This window comes from Streptomyces sp. CT34 (assembly GCF_000805335.1).
GTDB lineage: Bacteria > Actinomycetota > Actinomycetes > Streptomycetales > Streptomycetaceae > Streptomyces.
In genome coordinates, this window is record NZ_KN708638.1 from 267,882 (window position 1) to 282,727 (window position 14,846).

General features: G+C 68.6%; 13 protein-coding genes and 1 pseudogene. 8 read left to right on the forward strand and 6 right to left on the reverse strand.

Features of this window, described 5'->3' with window-relative positions:
* Window positions 1-937: 937 nt before the first annotated feature.
* From RZ84_RS01250 to RZ84_RS01270, 5 genes are all read left to right on the forward strand, one after another.
* A complete protein-coding gene (locus RZ84_RS01250) occupies window positions 938-1,249 on the forward strand; it encodes an ATP-binding protein (RefSeq protein WP_043262751.1) in 312 nt (103 codons plus the stop codon).
* Window positions 1,249-2,580, forward strand: a complete 1,332-nt coding sequence (locus RZ84_RS01255; protein ID WP_052229671.1) for a PP2C family protein-serine/threonine phosphatase — start codon at window positions 1,249-1,251, stop codon at window positions 2,578-2,580. Before RZ84_RS01250 ends, RZ84_RS01255 begins: the two co-directional genes overlap by 1 nt.
* Before the next feature lie 231 nt (window positions 2,581-2,811).
* Complete coding sequence (locus RZ84_RS01260; protein WP_241777492.1) at window positions 2,812-3,786, forward strand: MASE1 domain-containing protein; 975 nt, start codon at window positions 2,812-2,814, stop codon at window positions 3,784-3,786.
* 143 nt (window positions 3,787-3,929) lie between these two features.
* On the forward strand, window positions 3,930-4,292 hold the full coding sequence (locus tag RZ84_RS01265) for a cupin domain-containing protein (protein ID WP_043268771.1): 363 nt from the start codon (window positions 3,930-3,932) through the stop codon (window positions 4,290-4,292).
* A 639-nt stretch (window positions 4,293-4,931) separates the two neighbouring features.
* The gene (locus tag RZ84_RS01270) at window positions 4,932-5,357 is read left to right on the forward strand and encodes a hypothetical protein (protein WP_157878733.1); all 426 of its coding nucleotides are present in this window, start codon (window positions 4,932-4,934) and stop codon (window positions 5,355-5,357) included.
* A gap of 912 nt (window positions 5,358-6,269) precedes the next feature.
* On the opposite strand, the gene RZ84_RS01275 is transcribed toward RZ84_RS01270, so the two are convergent.
* Window positions 6,270-6,722: a hypothetical protein gene (locus tag RZ84_RS01275; RefSeq protein WP_043262754.1), complete on the reverse strand. Its 453-nt coding sequence runs from the start codon at window positions 6,720-6,722 to the stop codon at window positions 6,270-6,272.
* A complete protein-coding gene (locus RZ84_RS01280) occupies window positions 6,719-7,711 on the reverse strand; it encodes an ArsR/SmtB family transcription factor (protein ID WP_043262755.1) in 993 nt (330 codons plus the stop codon). Before RZ84_RS01280 ends, RZ84_RS01275 begins: the two co-directional genes overlap by 4 nt.
* A gap of 66 nt (window positions 7,712-7,777) precedes the next feature.
* Here RZ84_RS01280 and RZ84_RS01285 point away from each other — a divergent pair, with 66 nt between their 5' ends.
* On the forward strand, window positions 7,778-8,722 hold the full coding sequence (locus tag RZ84_RS01285) for an oxidoreductase (protein WP_052229672.1): 945 nt from the start codon (window positions 7,778-7,780) through the stop codon (window positions 8,720-8,722).
* A 23-nt stretch (window positions 8,723-8,745) separates the two neighbouring features.
* Here RZ84_RS01285 and RZ84_RS35910 read toward each other — a convergent pair.
* From RZ84_RS35910 to RZ84_RS01295, 3 genes and pseudogenes are all read right to left on the reverse strand, one after another.
* Window positions 8,746-9,511 (reverse strand): annotated as a pseudogene (locus RZ84_RS35910) (transposase); the annotation flags it as partial.
* A 193-nt stretch (window positions 9,512-9,704) separates the two neighbouring features.
* Window positions 9,705-10,934 (reverse strand): GNAT family N-acetyltransferase, encoded by a 1,230-nt coding sequence (locus tag RZ84_RS01290; RefSeq protein ID WP_043262756.1) that lies wholly within the window; start codon window positions 10,932-10,934, stop codon window positions 9,705-9,707.
* A gap of 267 nt (window positions 10,935-11,201) precedes the next feature.
* On the reverse strand, window positions 11,202-12,101 hold the full coding sequence (locus tag RZ84_RS01295; RefSeq protein ID WP_052230384.1) for a helix-turn-helix transcriptional regulator: 900 nt from the start codon (window positions 12,099-12,101) through the stop codon (window positions 11,202-11,204).
* An 87-nt stretch (window positions 12,102-12,188) separates the two neighbouring features.
* Between RZ84_RS01295 and RZ84_RS01300 the strand changes: the two genes are divergently transcribed.
* Window positions 12,189-12,980 (forward strand): SDR family NAD(P)-dependent oxidoreductase, encoded by a 792-nt coding sequence (locus tag RZ84_RS01300; RefSeq protein WP_043268777.1) that lies wholly within the window; start codon window positions 12,189-12,191, stop codon window positions 12,978-12,980.
* Window positions 12,981-13,549: 569 nt separating this feature from the next.
* Window positions 13,550-14,569: a cytotoxin leucocidin gene (locus tag RZ84_RS01305; protein WP_043262757.1), complete on the forward strand. Its 1,020-nt coding sequence runs from the start codon at window positions 13,550-13,552 to the stop codon at window positions 14,567-14,569.
* Between the two features lie 119 nt (window positions 14,570-14,688).
* Here the strand turns inward: RZ84_RS01305 and RZ84_RS38685 are convergent, their stop codons facing one another.
* Entirely contained in the window at window positions 14,689-14,832 is a 144-nt protein-coding gene (locus RZ84_RS38685) for a hypothetical protein (protein ID WP_157878735.1), read from the reverse strand.
* Between the last annotated feature and the right edge of the window lie 14 nt (window positions 14,833-14,846).

The window sequence follows — 14,846 nt, forward strand, 5'->3', positions numbered from 1 at the left end:
CCGAAGCGACGGAGCCGGATCCGCCGTCGCCGCTCGCGATCGCCCTGCTCACGGGAAAACGTGACGGCGAGGGTGGGCTTTCCCCCTGACGCCCGAGGCGCCAGAAGTGGAGAAATACGCGACCGCTGACCCGCGGTGCGTTGCGCGGGCCGACGAGGAACGCCAGGAAACGCCGTCTCCATCCGGCCGCGGCCACCGCATGGACGACCGTCCGCGCAGCCCTTCCATCACGTGGTCGGCGCTCCCACCGCTCGCCTCGTCTCCTCGCCGGTCAAGGGCTCGCGCAGCGGCCTGCGGCCGGGCCTCGTGCAGGCGGAAGAATGCGTAGCGGCCAGGGAAGTCGAGTCGACCGAACTCGAACGCGGACAGACGGGCAAGCAGGTTGCCGGTGACGAGGAAGCCGTCAGCGGCGAGCTGCTTGACCTGAAGCCACCCTCGACCTGGTCCGGCAGCAGATCGTCATTGCCGAGCAAGTGGCCGCGCAGCAGCAGGCCATCCCTCGCCCACCGCCGGACTGGGTCGTGCAGCTCAGCATGGGCCCCGAGGTCAGCCGATAGCGGTACACGTTGGGAGCTGCCGCAGCGCAGGGAGACGAGGTCGTCCCCTCTCGCGGGATCAGGCGTTGCGGGCCCTCGCCGAGGCTGCGCGACAGCCGGCGCCCGGATGGCTGCCGGCCGGAGGCACGCCCCCACACGTCGGCCTACGGTCGGAGTATGCGGTCCATCTGGAAGGGCACCATCTTGTTTTCGACAGAGTGAATCAGAGTGAAGTAGGGCCAGTGGGGCGCGAGGAATAGGAGCCACTGTTCCGGCAATGGGGTCGGGGGCCACCTTGCATGACGGTGCGCGACACGCCGCGCTCGGCGTAATGGGCTGGTTGGGCTGTTCGGCCGCGTCACCCTGTGCGAGTTGATCACGGTCGGGTCAGGAGACTGTGGGTGCACAGATCGCGCGAGTGGCTGTATGAGCGGGCCCGCCGGTTCAAGCGGCTCGAGTTCGGCTACCCGAGCCTGGACAGGAAGGGCGCCAAGCTGCCGTCCCACATCCTCACCGAGCGGGAGCAACGCAAGGCGACGGCGATGGCTTCCAACGCTCCGTTCAGCGAATGGGACAAGACCTTCACCGATCCCCGGCTGTGCGCGGCGATCGCCGACCAGCTCACCTTCAAGGGAACCCTGATCCAGACCGGCACCGGCTCCTGTCGGCGGAGGGCCACCGAGAACGAATACCGGTCCACCGGGCGATCGTGATGGCGGGCGGCACGGAGGGCAAGGGAGCGAAGCGGCCGCACCGCCCTGACCTGCTGGCACGTCTGGATGACGAGCTGGGGCGGATCGACGAGCAGCTGCGCGCCCTGGCCGCCGCCAAGGACCGGATTCAGAGCCTGTTGGACGCGGTGGTGGCCATCACCCGGGAGCAGGAGTTGTCCGCGGTGTTGCACCGCATCGTGACCACCGCCATGGACCTGGTCGGCGCCCGCTACGGGGCGCTGGGAGTGCTCGACGAGTCCGGTGAGTATCTCGCCGAGTTCATGGCCGTCGGCTTGTCCGAGCAGGAACGCGCGGCCCTGGCCGAGGTGGGGTTCCCGCGCGGCCTGGGCGTGCTGGGACACCTGATCCACCACCCCGAACCCCTGCGGATCGACGACGTCTCCTCCCACCCGGCCTCGGCCGGATTTCCGCCCGGCCACCCGCGCCTGCGTACCCTGCTCGGCGTCGCCATCGGCGTCCGCGGCGAAATCTACGGCGACCTCTACCTCTCGGAGCGACGCGACGGGCGCCCCTTCGACGTGCACGACGAGAACATCGTCGTTGCCCTGGCCAGCGCCGCCGGCATCGCGATCGACAACGTCCGCCTCTTCGAACAGGTCCGTGCCGGATCCGAACTGTTCCAGCGGCGTTTGCTGCCGACGCTGCCCGACATGCGGCCCTTCGACGCCGCCGCCATCTACCGGCCCGCCGCCGCACCCCACCATGTGGGCGGCGACTGGTACGACGCCATCCTGCTTCCGGACGGCGCGGTGGCGGTCGTCATCGGCGACGTGGTCGGCCACGACCTGCATGCCGCCGCTGCCATGGCCTCCACCCGTCACATGCTGCGCGCTCTGCTGTTCGCCATGCGTACTCCGCCCAGCGCGGTCCTCGCCCAGCTCGATCGCACCTTGGAAGCCATCACCGACAACCCCGTAACCACCACCATCCTGGCGCGCATCGAACCCGCGGGGACTGCCTGGAGGCTGCGCTGGAGCACCGCTGGCCATATCCCGCCTTTGCTGATCACCCCCGACCGCCGGGCGGAATACCTGTTCACGGAGCCTGGACTACCACTGAACGTCGACAGCAGGCAGCTCCGCCCCGACCGCACCCACCCCCTGCCCCCGGACACCATCGTGGTCTTCTTCACCGACGGCCTTATCGAACATCCCGACCACCCCATCCACCAGAGCATGAACGAACTCGCCGAGCTCGCCGCCACGCACGCAGGCCTGCCCCTGCAGGACTTCGTGCAGACCCTGGCCGACCGCCACCCCAGCGACGGGCACGACGACATGGCCATCCTCGCCCTGCGCACCCCGAGCTGAGGGCGCGCAGGCCCACAGCGATACGGCTGGCGGCGGAACCAGCAGGGTGCGACACCGCCTCCGGGGCGGTCACCCGAAACAGTCCCGACAGAGCACATTGCGAAAGGTCATGCACATGAGCGGCAGTGTGATGGATCCGGCGAGGGCGGCGGACGATGGACGACTGCCCGAGACCAAGGGGACGACTTCCCGATGACTGTGGCGAACCGCGGCAGGCTCCGGCGCGGCGGCATGGTGGCTCTGCAGCTGGGTGCCGTCGCCGCGCTGTATTACGCCTCGGGCAAGCTGGGACTGCTCCAGCAACTCGTGCGCGGCCAGGTCACGCCGCTGTGGCCTCCGACCGGCATCGCCCTGGCCGGCCTTCTCCTGATCGGCCTGCGAGCCTGGCTCGGGATCGCTCTCGGTGCCTTCCTGGTCAACATCTCACTCGGGCCTTCGTTCCCCGCCGTGCTCGCGATCACGACAGGCAACACCCTCGCGCCCCTCTTTGCCTACGCGCTCCTTCGCCGCACCAGGTTCCGCACCCAGATGAACCGCTTCCAGGACGCGCTCGCGCTGGTCTTCCTCGGCGCATTCACCGGCATGCTCATCAGTGCGACGGTGGGCACCAGCACCCTGCTCCTCGCTCACGCTCTGCCCGCCGGCGGGTTCTGGCCCACATGGTGGGTCTGGTGGACCGGCGATGCGATGGGGGTTCTGGTGGTCGCGCCGGTACTGCTCGCCCTCCGCTCGGCACACCGACCCAAGGACACACCACCCTCCCGGTGGGCAGAAGCAACGCTGCTTGTGGCGGCCACCCTCGGCGTCGGCTTCCTCGAGAACGCTCCGGTCCCGCTGATCTTCCTTGCCTTCCCGCTACTGACCTGGGCCGCCTTCCGCTTCCAACTCGCCGGAGCCGCACCCTGCGCGCTAGCCGTATCCACCGGCGCAATCCTCGCCGCCCCCCGCAGAGCAGGCCCGTTCGCCGGTCACACCCTGCTCACCAACATGATCGCGCTGCAGGCGTTCAACGGCGCCGCCGCGATGACCGCGCTGCTACTCGCCGCGGCCATCACCGAGCGAAACCAGACCCAGGAGAAAATCGAACAAACCTGCAGGCAGCTCGCCGAGATGGCGGCAAGGATCGCACCGGACACCGGTGGCCCATCAGCACTTCCCGACGGCGACGAGCAGGAAGAAAACGGCGGACCGACTCGGCCGTCGTGATCAACCGACAGCACCTTGATGGACGGGCAACGCCCTATACGTCTTGCCCGGGGACCCTCGTCCGGAGCCGATACACACGGTCCCTTGGCCGGGGCTTCCACCGCGGCGCACCATGGAAGGGGCGGGAGAAGGGAGTGCTCCTGATGATCGAGATCAAGCCCATCGACAAGCCGGACGAACGGCGTGACTTCCCGCTGGGCCACCTCGAGGCTCTGCACCTGACCGGGCTGGACTTCGCGGTGGCTGTCTTCGAGCCGGGCTGGCGCTGGACGGATTCGGTGGGGCCGCTCGCCGGTACCGAGAGCTGCGAGATCCACCACAACGGCTTCATGGTCCAAGGCCGGATGCGGATCCGGATGAACGACGGCTCGGAGGCCGAGCTGGGGCCGGGCGATGTTTTCGTGGTGCCTGCCGGGCACGATGCCTGGGTGGTCGGGGACGAGCAGGCCGTGGTGTACGACTTCGCGGGCGGTATGGCTACGGAGTACGGCAGGTCGCAGGGCTGACGGACCGAGAGGCTGAAGGGCCGGGCGCCGGACGGACTCCACGGGCGGCAGGACCCATCGGACAGGCCGTCCACGGTGCGTCCCGGTCCGGCCACATGCCGTCGAGACGCACCGCGCAAGACGGCGCAGAAGGCCCGGGTCCGCCGCCCGCCCCCGCGCTGGAGATCCCGGAGGGAAGGCCCTGCGCCGCCCCCACGCCAGCGAGGCCGCGCGGAAGAACGGCGCCTGGACCTGGTTCGTGCTCGGCCCGGACGGGCGGACCGACAACTCTTCCCGGTCACATCTGTACGTGTTGCGGGAGCCTTGCCGATCCCCTTGTCCTCTCGGAGCCTTGGTGTCTCTGTGTGTCCGGGACGACCAGAGCAATCGCAAACGGCCGGCCACTCCCCAGGCACTTGCCGTCTGTGACGGTGAACCTGTCGAGAACTCTGTCTCTGTCAGCTCTTTAGGCGGGATGGATGAAATCCCCCACTGCAGTGCGCAGGTCCCGCCCCTCTCGATCGAGGTCAATCCATCCTCGAATGGACAGTAGACCTCGGGTCAAGTGCCCAGCCACGGCAATTTCCGCGTCAATCCAGATCCATCTGCCATCCGACCCTGAAGGAACTTATGGTGGTGTCGACGGTTTCCGTTCGCCGAGTGACTCGGATCAAGCCGGGTCGTAAGTTCGTCGGCCTTTCCGTGAGTGCTGGCTTGGCCTGTGCAACGCTGCTGGGAGCACCTGGTCAATCAGCCACGGCGGCATCTCACGCCATGACGGCTTGCTACAGGACGATCACCGTCACGAAGGGCGGCCTCGGCGCAGCGTCTGTCTCGTTTAAGGTGACGACAGACAACGACAAGGAGACGGGATCGGTACAAATCGGCGGGACCATCGACGTGTCGCAATTGGCCCTTGAGGACGACACGCATATGTGGCCGGACGTCCATGTGATCAACATGGCTAGCGGCAAGATTACATATGTGGATGGCCCGGCGGTAGCGTACTGCAAGGACGGCGAAAATGCACAGTATATCGCCAAGGTCCCAGCGCATGGGCACCCGTCCGTCAGCCTTAAGACTTGACGTCTATTGTTTCCTCCACCTCGGCATCGGACCAGTTCTTGTCTTGCTGCCACACGAAGTTGAAGAATAGGCCGCAGTCCCCGGCGTGGTTTCGCCGCGTCCCCCTGGCCGGTTGTGCGTACGGCGAACGCATCGTGCACAGCGTCAGCCTCGGGTCCACCCGGCAATTGCCAGGTCTTGTTCAACACGTTCCTCTCTGCTCGCAACGCGCAATGTCACAACACGCGAATTCAATAGAGAAGTGCGTGCAGGTAGTGACTCCAGAGTCGGTCAGCATCTCCAGGGCCTGTTGGTTGGTCAGGCCTTGGGAATACAGGCGCTGACCATCCAACAGATGGATTTCCGCGGGCGGGAGGCGGGGCGCGAGGTGTCGTCGTCGATCATTCGTCGGCGGGTGGAGTGTGGAGTTGCTTGAGCCACATGCGGGCTGTGACGAGGTAGGGGCCGGTGGGCGTTTCCCAATAGGGGTGCCCATGGACTTCGGCAACAAGGTCGTTGATGCATTTCCCGAGTTCGGCCTCGCGTTGCTTGTCGTCGTCCGTCCAGCCGGGTGAGAGATCTCGGCGGTGCTCGCGATCCAGTAGCCCTCGCCGGGTTTGTCGTGCCACCTGTCGACAGGCTCGGGTGAGTCGGAGTGCTCGTCGAAGAACCGTTTGACTACTCCCAAGGCCGAACAGGGGTGCGCTTTGGTGTAGGGGGGCGGTCGGAGCACAGGCGGCGCCGCTCATCGGGCGATGTGGCGTTAATACGTCTATGCGGAGGAACGCCTTCATCGATTCCACTCCGCTTCGGGGCGCTCTGATCACGACCTCGCGCGTGTCACATGTGCGCACCGACGCGGCCCGCAATCGGAAAGACAGGAAGGACCTGCCATGCAGCGCCATCTCCGCATCCTGACCGTCTCCACCACTCTCACCCTTGCTCACCTTCGGCCTGGCCGCGCCGGCACAGGCCCGGGGACTCGGGCAGTAAATCCCCGCTCGGGACTGTCGTCACCAGCGTTCCGGTCGTCGGCCACCTCTTTGACGGGCTTGACTGAGCGGCTGAGGGTGCCATCCGGCACGGTGGGTTCATCTGGCTGCTGGCGTCGGGTTGGTCGATCCAGAGTCGGTGTCCGTGGGGGCTGGCGGTGAGTCCGTGGCGTTCTGCGGGGACCTGCCCGTCCCGCAGGAGGTCGTCGCGTTCGAGTTCGACGTCGGGGCGCTGCCCGCGCTTCACCATGTAGGCGCCACAGGGGGCGAACGTGCCGGTGGCGGTGTCGTCGGAGCCGCGGTTGAGGGTGAGCGTGCCGTAGGTGGTCCACGCGGTGCTCCAGGGCGTGACGATGCGCGCTCCGGGCCGGCCTGGTGGATCCAGGCTGGTCATTGGCCGGCGGCGAGGACGGATTCCGCGACGGACGTGCGTGCGTACAGCACTGAGCGGCCGGCCCGGTGGGCGGTTACGAAGCCGGCATTGCGCAGTGCCGTGAGGTTCTGGGAGACCCCGGCCTTGGAGATCCCGGTGCGGTAGGCCAGTTCTGTCGTTGTGGCCGGACTCTCCAGTTCGGTGAGCAGGCGGGTCCGTGCACGGCCGAGCACGGCGACGATCGCCGCGGTACTGGTGACGGTGCGGCGTTCCCACAGCGTGCCGATACCGCGGGCTCGGTAGGCGAGTTGCGGCGGGTCCGGCGGAGCGACCCGGGTGGACAGGCCCGGCCCCTTGAAGGCCGAAGGAATCAGGAGCAGCCCTGCGCCCGCCGTCTCCCGGGACATGGTCCATGGCCAGCGAACCAGCCGCAGTACGTCGTCGTTCCAACTGACCTGCGGATGCAGCTCGTTGAAGAGGTGGCCGGCTCCGTACTGCGAGACCTGCCGGGCACGGTGGAAGACATCGGTTTCCAGCACCGTGCGGAGCCGCGCCCAGTAAGGAGCCAGTGCCAGCTCCCAGTAGGTCTCGATCTCCTCCGCGACCGGTGCCAGGCGGGAGTGCGGATCGGCATACAGGGACCGCAGCCGGGGGCCGATGCCGCCGTGGTGGAATCCGAGGTGGTCGAGGTCCTTGCGGATGCGGTCCGCAGGAGAGGCCACGACCGCGGCCAGCTCCTCCGCCAGCGTGGGGGCCGGTCCGGTGGGTGCCGGGTTGAGGAAGTCGGGGGCATAGCCCGAGGGCGGGATCAGTTCGGCGAGCCAAGCCTTGTCCAAGCCGGCAGCCGCGACCCGTGGCCGCACCTGCTCCAGCCAACGCCGGTGCACAGGATCCGCGGTACCCGAGGCCAGCAGCCGGAAGCTGCTCCCGACCTGCCACATCGGCGAGACGGCGAACCGCACCTGCGCCACATCGCTTGCCGAGAACGCAAGCTCCGCCAGGACGGCCACCCTCCCCAGGATTCACCTATACCTGAATCAATGGCGGCCACCATAGCGCGTGAAGATCATTCCGGCATGACCTCAGAGACGATCACCGCCGCCGCATCGGGAACCTGGAAGCTGGGAGACCTGACGGTCAACCGGATCGGCTTCGGGGCGATGCGCCTGCCACAGACCGGCAAGGCGCTCGTGCCCGACGCCGTCCCACGGGACCGCGACCAGGCCATCAGTGTGCTTCGCCGCGCCGTCGAACTCGGCGTGAACCACATCGACACCGCCGCGTTCTACTTCTCAGCGCTGCGCTCGGCCAACGAACTGATCAACCGAGCCCTGGCCCCCTACCCGGACGACCTCGTCATCGCCACCAAGGTCGGGGAATCACGCGACCCGTCGGGAGCATGGCTGCCCCACGCCAGGCCGGAGCAGTTGCGCGGACTGGTCGAGGAGAACCTGCGCCAGCTCGGCCGCGGCCACCTTGACGTGGTGAACCTCCGCATCGCCGGCACCGATTCGATCGCCGAGCGCTTCGGGGCGCTGGCCGAACTGCGCGAGGCCGGACTCATCCGCCACCTCGGCATCTCCAACGTCCACCCCCATCACCTCGCCGAGGCACAGGCCATCGCGCCCGTGGTCTGCGTGCAGAACATGTACGGCCTCGGAATGCGGCCCGACCAGGACGCGTTCGTCCGCGCCTGCGGCGAGCAAGGCGTCGCCTTCGTGCCGTTCTACGCGATTGCCGCCACCGGGCGCCAGGCCGGGGCGAGCGCCAGCGACCATCCGGAGATCCTGGCCGTCGCCCGGGCACATGGGGCCACCCCTGCCCAGGTCCGGATCGCCTGGACCCTGCACCGCGGCCCGCACGTGCTGGCCATCCCGGGCACCGGCGACCCGAGCCACCTGGCATCGAACGTGGCCGCAGGCGCCCTCCGGCTCTCCGAAGACGAAGTCGCCTTCCTCGACTCCCTGCACCGCCAGGGTCCGCCCAAGGGCGCACTGCCAATCGCCCCGTTCTCTGTGTGAGAGCTCCTTGCTCGCGCTGATGCAGCGAGCGTGAGGTTGAGCAGGTGGGCAATACCGCGCATGGCGTGGTGGACGCCATCGCCCCGGAGACGGCAGTCGCGCGGAATCTTCCAGGTCTTCATGCGGGCGAAGGCGTGCTCGACGCGGGCACGGACCTTGCGGTGGGAGGTGTTGTGCTCCTCTTTCCAAGCCTGCAGTTCGGCCTGGCCGCGTTCGCGGCGGTGCGGGACGACCAGGCCGGTGCCGCGGTAGCCGCCGTCCGCAATGACCGTGGTCTTGCCGACGGCCTCCTTCGCGCCGGACAACTGCCACGCCTTGCAGTCGTTGCGGTCGTTGCGGTTGCCAGGCACTGGCCGCCCCAACGCTACGACCTGCCGGGTGTTCGCGTCGATGACAACCTGGTGGTTCGTGGAGTACCTGTAGTTCTTCGACTTCTCAGCCACGCTGTGGTGGCGGGTGGGAACCAGCTTGCCGTCCACAATGAGCACGCTGTCCGCTGCGTGGCGCGGCGTTGCTTCATGGTGGCCAGTAGCGGTCCCGGCTCATCGACGATGCGGCCGACGGTGGACCTTGAGACGCCGAAAAGCATGGCGAGCTGCCGCATCGTCAGGTTGGTACGCCGGTAGGCAGCAACCAACAGGACCCGATCCTCCAGCGACAGGCGCCAAGGGCGCCCTGGCCGCACCGCATCCGCGCCCTCGCGCCGCAGCATGGTCACCAGTTTGCGGAGCGGCCGTGGGCTCACGCCGGTGAAGGAGCTATCCAGGACGACTCCGACGCCGAAATCACGCCACACGCGCCGAGATCATCTCGGCAGCGAGTAGCAGTTACGGCGCGCCCGAGCAAACCCGGCCGCCGTCACCCCGGTCCCCCGGTCCCCCGCTCCCGGCCACGCCCACTCGCCCCATCGCGCGTCGGGAGCGTCCGCGTCGACGGGTGACCATGGGGTAGCGAGACTTGTGCAGGGTCGGCGAGCGCGCGGTCAGAACCAGTGGAGGCAGTGCGGGGGCCGGTCGGTGCGGAAAAGGGCGTCAGCGAGGGTGGCCGCGCCCGGGCGGTGGGCCCGCATGTGTCCGGCACGCACGAGCGTGCTCGGGGCGGTGCCGCCGAGGTAGACCGAGCCCAGGTCGCTCACGTCCAGCGACAGGTCGGGCTCCCGGTCCGTCGGGACGCAGTCGGCCTTGCCCTCCCGGACGGTCAGCAGGTAGCGGCCGTGTTCGCCGAGGAACGGGTCCGCGACGTCGAGGACGAGTTCGCCGTCCATGAACCAGCCGCGCGCGGTCAGCGCACGCGGGACGTCCAGCAGCCGCACCCAGAGCCAGTCGGTGTCGCCGCTCACCTCGCCGGCGCGGAAGTCCGCGAACTGCCAGCGCAGCGGGTGCTCGGGCGGGACGTGCTTGAACACGCCCGTGGTGACCAGGTCGTGTCCGAGTACGAACCGGGCCAGGGCGGTGAAGACGGCGTTGTCGGTGGCGATGGTCTCGTCGACCGTCAGGGTGCCGGAGTCGATCGAGTAACTGGCGTACCCGTCCGGGACGCCGTCGGCGTCCCGGTGGACGGCGACGTAGCGCGGCGCCGGCGATATCGGGGGCTGCCCCGCGCGCAAGGCCCACCAGCGGTGCGGCCGGGACAGCGCGCCGGGCTGGGCGCGGCGGTACCGGTCGTAGACCTCTTCCAGGGTCTCGCCGCACTCGGCACGCCGCAGGACCGCGACCGAGCCGTTGTCCGAGCCGGTCGCTGGTGCGTCGGCCACTCCGCGCGCCCGGGGGACGGCGAGGGCGGCCTGGTGGCGCGGCACCGTCAGCCGCGCCGTGTAGGTCGCCGGTCCGTAGCCGAACCTGCCGTAGATCGGGGCCTCGGAGGCCAGCAGCACGGAGAGGAACTCCCCACGGGCCCGCAGCTCGGCGAGCTGATGCCGCATCATCGTGCTGAGCACGCCCTGGCGTCGGTGCGAGGGCAGGACGCCGACGGCGGTCACCCCTGCGGCTGGGACGGGTGTCTCACCGGGCAGGGTGAGCTCGAAGGAGTGTGCGGCGGCGGTGCCGACGGGCCGCCCGTCCGCCGTCAGGGCGAGCAGGCACCGGTCCATTTCGAGCGCCGACCACCAGAGCCCGCCGCCCTCGATCGGGGTTTCCGGGAAGCGTCCGAACGCGGCATGGACTGTGTCGACGAAGACGTCGAGATCCGTGTCGGTCGTGGGACGGATCTCCATTGCTGCCGCTGCCTCCTCGGGATACCGGCACCACGACCCGTGGTGTCCGGCCACAGTGCAGCGTTGCCCCGTGGCCCGGTCAAACGAATTACGGCTCAGGCCGCGGCCGGTCACAGCACAGCCCGGTCGCAGCCCGGCGCCCGGGGTGCGTGCGGAAAGCCACCCAGCGGTGTGCCGGACAGGGCACGGATCCCCGACGGGCCAAGTCAGGTGCCACTCCATTGCTTTTTTCGGCGAACTACAACCGAGGGCCTATACGCCGGGTATTCACCCATTGGAGAGTGGATCGGGCTCTGACCTGCTACCGAAGCCGGGCACGTCCATCTGCTGTGTGCCGACGACGGACAGCAGACGCAGTGCCGCCGCCGACGGCGAGCCGGGGGCGGCGGTGTAAATGACGAGTTGCTGGTCCCGGTCGGCGATGTCCAGGACGTCGCAGCTGACGGTGACTGGGCCTACGAGGGGGTGCTCGAAGGTCTTGCAGAGTGAGGGGCGGGCGGCCACGTCGTGGGCGGCCCAGAGCCGGTTGAACTCCTCGCTATTGGCGAGGAGTTCCTCGACCAGACCGGTCACCTCCGGGTCGTTGGGGTAGCGAGCCGCGGCGGCGCGCAGGTGCTGAGCCGAGGTCTGGGCGAACTCGTCCGCGTCCGAGACGCCGTAGAGCCGTCGACCGTGCTGGTACGGGCCGAGGAAGGCGCGTCGGATGAGGTTGCGGTCCCGGCGCGACAGGGCGGAGAAGTCCTCCAGCAGGGCGGCGGCCAGGTCGTTCCAGGCGATGACCTCGTACGTCGCCGACATCACGATCGCCGCGGCCTCCGGCAGTCGCTGCAGCAGGTCGACGATGCTCTGCCGTACCTCCCGCGAAGGCCCTGGCAGCGGTCCGGGCGGGGAACCGGCGAGGTGGTAGAGGTGATCGCGCTCGGCGTCCGACAGGCGTAGCGCGCGGGCGAGTTGGGCCAGCACCTCGCGGGAGGGGCGTGGGGCGCGGGCCTGCTCCAGTCGCGTGTAGTACTCGGTCGAGATGAATGCCAGCTGCGCCACCTCCTCACGACGCAGTCCCGGGGTGCGGCGGCGCGCCCCGGCGGGCAACCCCACGTCGGCGGGGGTGATGCGTTCACGCCTGCTGCGCAGGAAGTCACCAAGCTCTCGTCGTACTCGTCGATCCATCTCCCCAGTGTGCGCGGGCGCCGAGGCGCCCAGCCAGGTACTGCCGGTGCCTGGATGAGCGGGGCGGCCGGGCACAGGCTCGTCGGCATGAACAACACACCGATCACGTCCATCACGACCTCGGGCCTGCTCACCGGCAAGGTCGCCTTCATCACCGGTGCCGGTCGCGGCATCGGCGCCGCAGCAGCGCGGCTGTTCGCCCGGGAGGGTGCCCGGGTGCTCCTCGCGGCCCGCACGGAGGCCCAGCTCAAGGCGGTGACCGAGGAGATTCGGTCGGCCGGCGGCACCGCGGACTACGTGGTGTGCGACCTGGCCGACCCGGCAGGCGTCCGTGCCGCCGTCAACCGGTCCGTGGAGCTGTACGGCCGGCTCGACGTGGCCTTCAACAACGGCGCGACGGGTCAGCCGCCGGGCCCGATGGACCAGCTGTCGGAGGCCGATTTCGACCAGGTCTGCGCCGTCGATCTCAAGGGCCCGTGGCTGGCCATGACCGCCGAGATCGCTGCCATCCGCACCACCGCGAAGCGCGGAGCCATCGTCAACACCTCCAGCGTCGGCAGCCTGATGGGCAACCCCCAGCTGCCCGCGTACGGCGCGGCGAAACGGGCAGTCAACAGCCTCACCGCATCGGCAGCCGTCACATACGGCCCGGAGGGCATCCGCGTCAACGCCATCGCGCCCGGCACCACGCTCACCGAGATGCTGCACGAGTGGGAGGAGAGGTCACCCGGCACCATCGAACAGCTCAACGCCCAGACTCCGTTGGGCCGCGCCGCCGATCCGGACGAGATCGCCCAGGCCGCCGCCTGGCTCCTCAGCGACCGGTCCTCCTACGTCACCGGCACGGTCCTACGGGTCGACGGCGGCATGTGCGCCTGAGAGACCTCTGTCATCGGGCGGAGGATCGCGGTGCCGGGGGGGCGTGAATGCGCCCGGCACCTGGGCGAGTTGCCCCAGACCGTGGACCGAACCGATCAACGACCTCGGCATACCGACCACCGCCAGCCGGGGCCGCCGCGATCCGTCAGCAGGTCCTGGAGATGCCAGTCCTCGTCGTCGCCGACGCCCCCGGCTACCACCATGTCACCACAAGCCGCCTTGCGTCCGAGGCCGGAGGCACCTGGAGCACAGGCGGCCGTCCGCCGAGCTGGCGCCAAACGGATCGAGACGTGGTTGAAGTATTGCAAGGCCGGTGGCGCCGGCGCACTGGCCATGCGGGCGTCCGCCCCGCGCTCACCGCATCAACCGCATCGACCGCAGCATTGCCGGGGTCGCTGCAGGCGAGAACGTCCCGGTTGACGGTCTCCCATCGGCCCCACGCCGGCGCGGGATTTCGTACCGTGGTCGGCGATTCGGGACCAAAGTCCCTATGCGCTGCGGAAGATCGCCGATTGCATTGCTGCCCAAGACGTTTCCCCCGTTCCGCCCCTTTTGGATTGGGACCCTCCATGAGCCATGTCTCCAGACGGCGCGTTCTCGCCTTCGCTCCCGCAGCCGGCCTCGTCGCGGCCGTCCCCGTATCGCTCGCAACCTCAGCCGCAGCAGCGACACCCAGTCGGCTGAACGCGCCGCGCAACGCCTCGAAGCGCAAGGCAACCGTCCGCTCGCTCCAGGAGATCACGGACGAGTGGGGCAAGTGGATGGCCCGGGAGCGGTTCCCCGGCTCCAACGGATGCCGATTCACCGCCTCCACGGACTACGGCAAGCAGAGCGCGCTCGGCGACTACCACAAGTACCAGGTCAGCGCGAAGTACAGCGGCATCACCTACGACCCCAACGCCCCCTCCCCCATACCGGGTCAGGTCAGCTCCGTCACCACCAACTACCGCAACGGCTCGGCGGTCGAGCAAGTGGTCACGTACAAGCAGAGCAAGACGACCGAACAGGACCTGCGGATCTCCGTGACCGAGTCGCTGAAGATCGGCGTCTCCATGGAGGTCTCGGCCGAGATCCCGGCCGTGGCAAAGGTCAGCGAGACCACCTCGATCGAGACCAGCCTCTCCTCGACCCAGGAGTTCGCCCACAAGGAGGTCCAGAACTGGAGTGTCGACCTCCCCCTCAAGATCCCGGCCAAGTCGGTCATCGAGGCGTCCCTCGTGATCGGCACTCAGAAGTACGACATCGACTGGACGGCCACCGTCAACATGGCGGGATCCGTGGCGATCTGGTTCAACGACAAGGTCGATCTCAACCATGACGGTGACTACCACTGGCTCTGGTTCGTCCCCATCGAGGAGGTGTTCCGTGACTGCCGCACCCACGCGATCGTGGACACGACCGGTTACGAGATCACCGCAGACGGCGTGGATGCCTTCGCGAGCGGGAAGTTCGGCGGGGGCCAGGGCGTGTCCGTCAACGTGAACGTCGTCCAGAAGGATCTCAACGGCGGCCAGCAGCGCGGCGTCCCGCAGCCGATCCCGGTCCCGCTCAGCCAGGACGGCAAGAAAGTCATCCGCGCAGGCCGCTGATCGGCGCGTGCGTTGTGGGGGCTTGGCGACGTTGTCGATTGAGGTGCTGTAGGCGCCGAATACGATGAATCGCGCAGCGTCTTGACTCGACGGCGAGGGGCGAGCGGCGAGCGGCGAGCTCATCCACCGACGGCCGACGAACCGCACATCGTCGAGTGAAGCCGGCTTTGGGGCCGGCTGAGGATCACCATCACGCCGCCCGCCATCGCGGCCCGCGGCGCGACCCTGGCCAGGTCGACCCCGGAGATCTCGCCGCCGCTCATGCCTGTCTCCAGGT

What these genes read in the sequence shown, in the direction of transcription:
- RZ84_RS01255 (WP_052229671.1), top strand. Translation starts at nt 1,249, where the DNA reads ATGGCGGGCGGCACGGAGGGCAAGGGAGCGAAGCGGCCGCACCGCCCT.
- RZ84_RS01260 (WP_241777492.1), top strand. Translation starts at nt 2,812, where the DNA reads ATGGTGGCTCTGCAGCTGGGTGCCGTCGCCGCGCTGTATTACGCCTCG.
- RZ84_RS01265 (WP_043268771.1), top strand. Translation starts at nt 3,930, where the DNA reads ATGATCGAGATCAAGCCCATCGACAAGCCGGACGAACGGCGTGACTTC.
- RZ84_RS01275 (WP_043262754.1), bottom strand. Translation starts at nt 6,722, where the DNA reads ATGACCAGCCTGGATCCACCAGGCCGGCCCGGAGCGCGCATCGTCACG.
- RZ84_RS01285 (WP_052229672.1), top strand. Translation starts at nt 7,778, where the DNA reads ATGACCTCAGAGACGATCACCGCCGCCGCATCGGGAACCTGGAAGCTG.
- RZ84_RS01290 (WP_043262756.1), bottom strand. Translation starts at nt 10,934, where the DNA reads ATGGAGATCCGTCCCACGACCGACACGGATCTCGACGTCTTCGTCGAC.
- RZ84_RS01295 (WP_052230384.1), bottom strand. Translation starts at nt 12,101, where the DNA reads ATGGATCGACGAGTACGACGAGAGCTTGGTGACTTCCTGCGCAGCAGG.
- RZ84_RS01300 (WP_043268777.1), top strand. Translation starts at nt 12,189, where the DNA reads ATGAACAACACACCGATCACGTCCATCACGACCTCGGGCCTGCTCACC.
- RZ84_RS01305 (WP_043262757.1), top strand. Translation starts at nt 13,550, where the DNA reads ATGAGCCATGTCTCCAGACGGCGCGTTCTCGCCTTCGCTCCCGCAGCC.
- RZ84_RS38685 (WP_157878735.1), bottom strand. Translation starts at nt 14,832, where the DNA reads ATGAGCGGCGGCGAGATCTCCGGGGTCGACCTGGCCAGGGTCGCGCCG.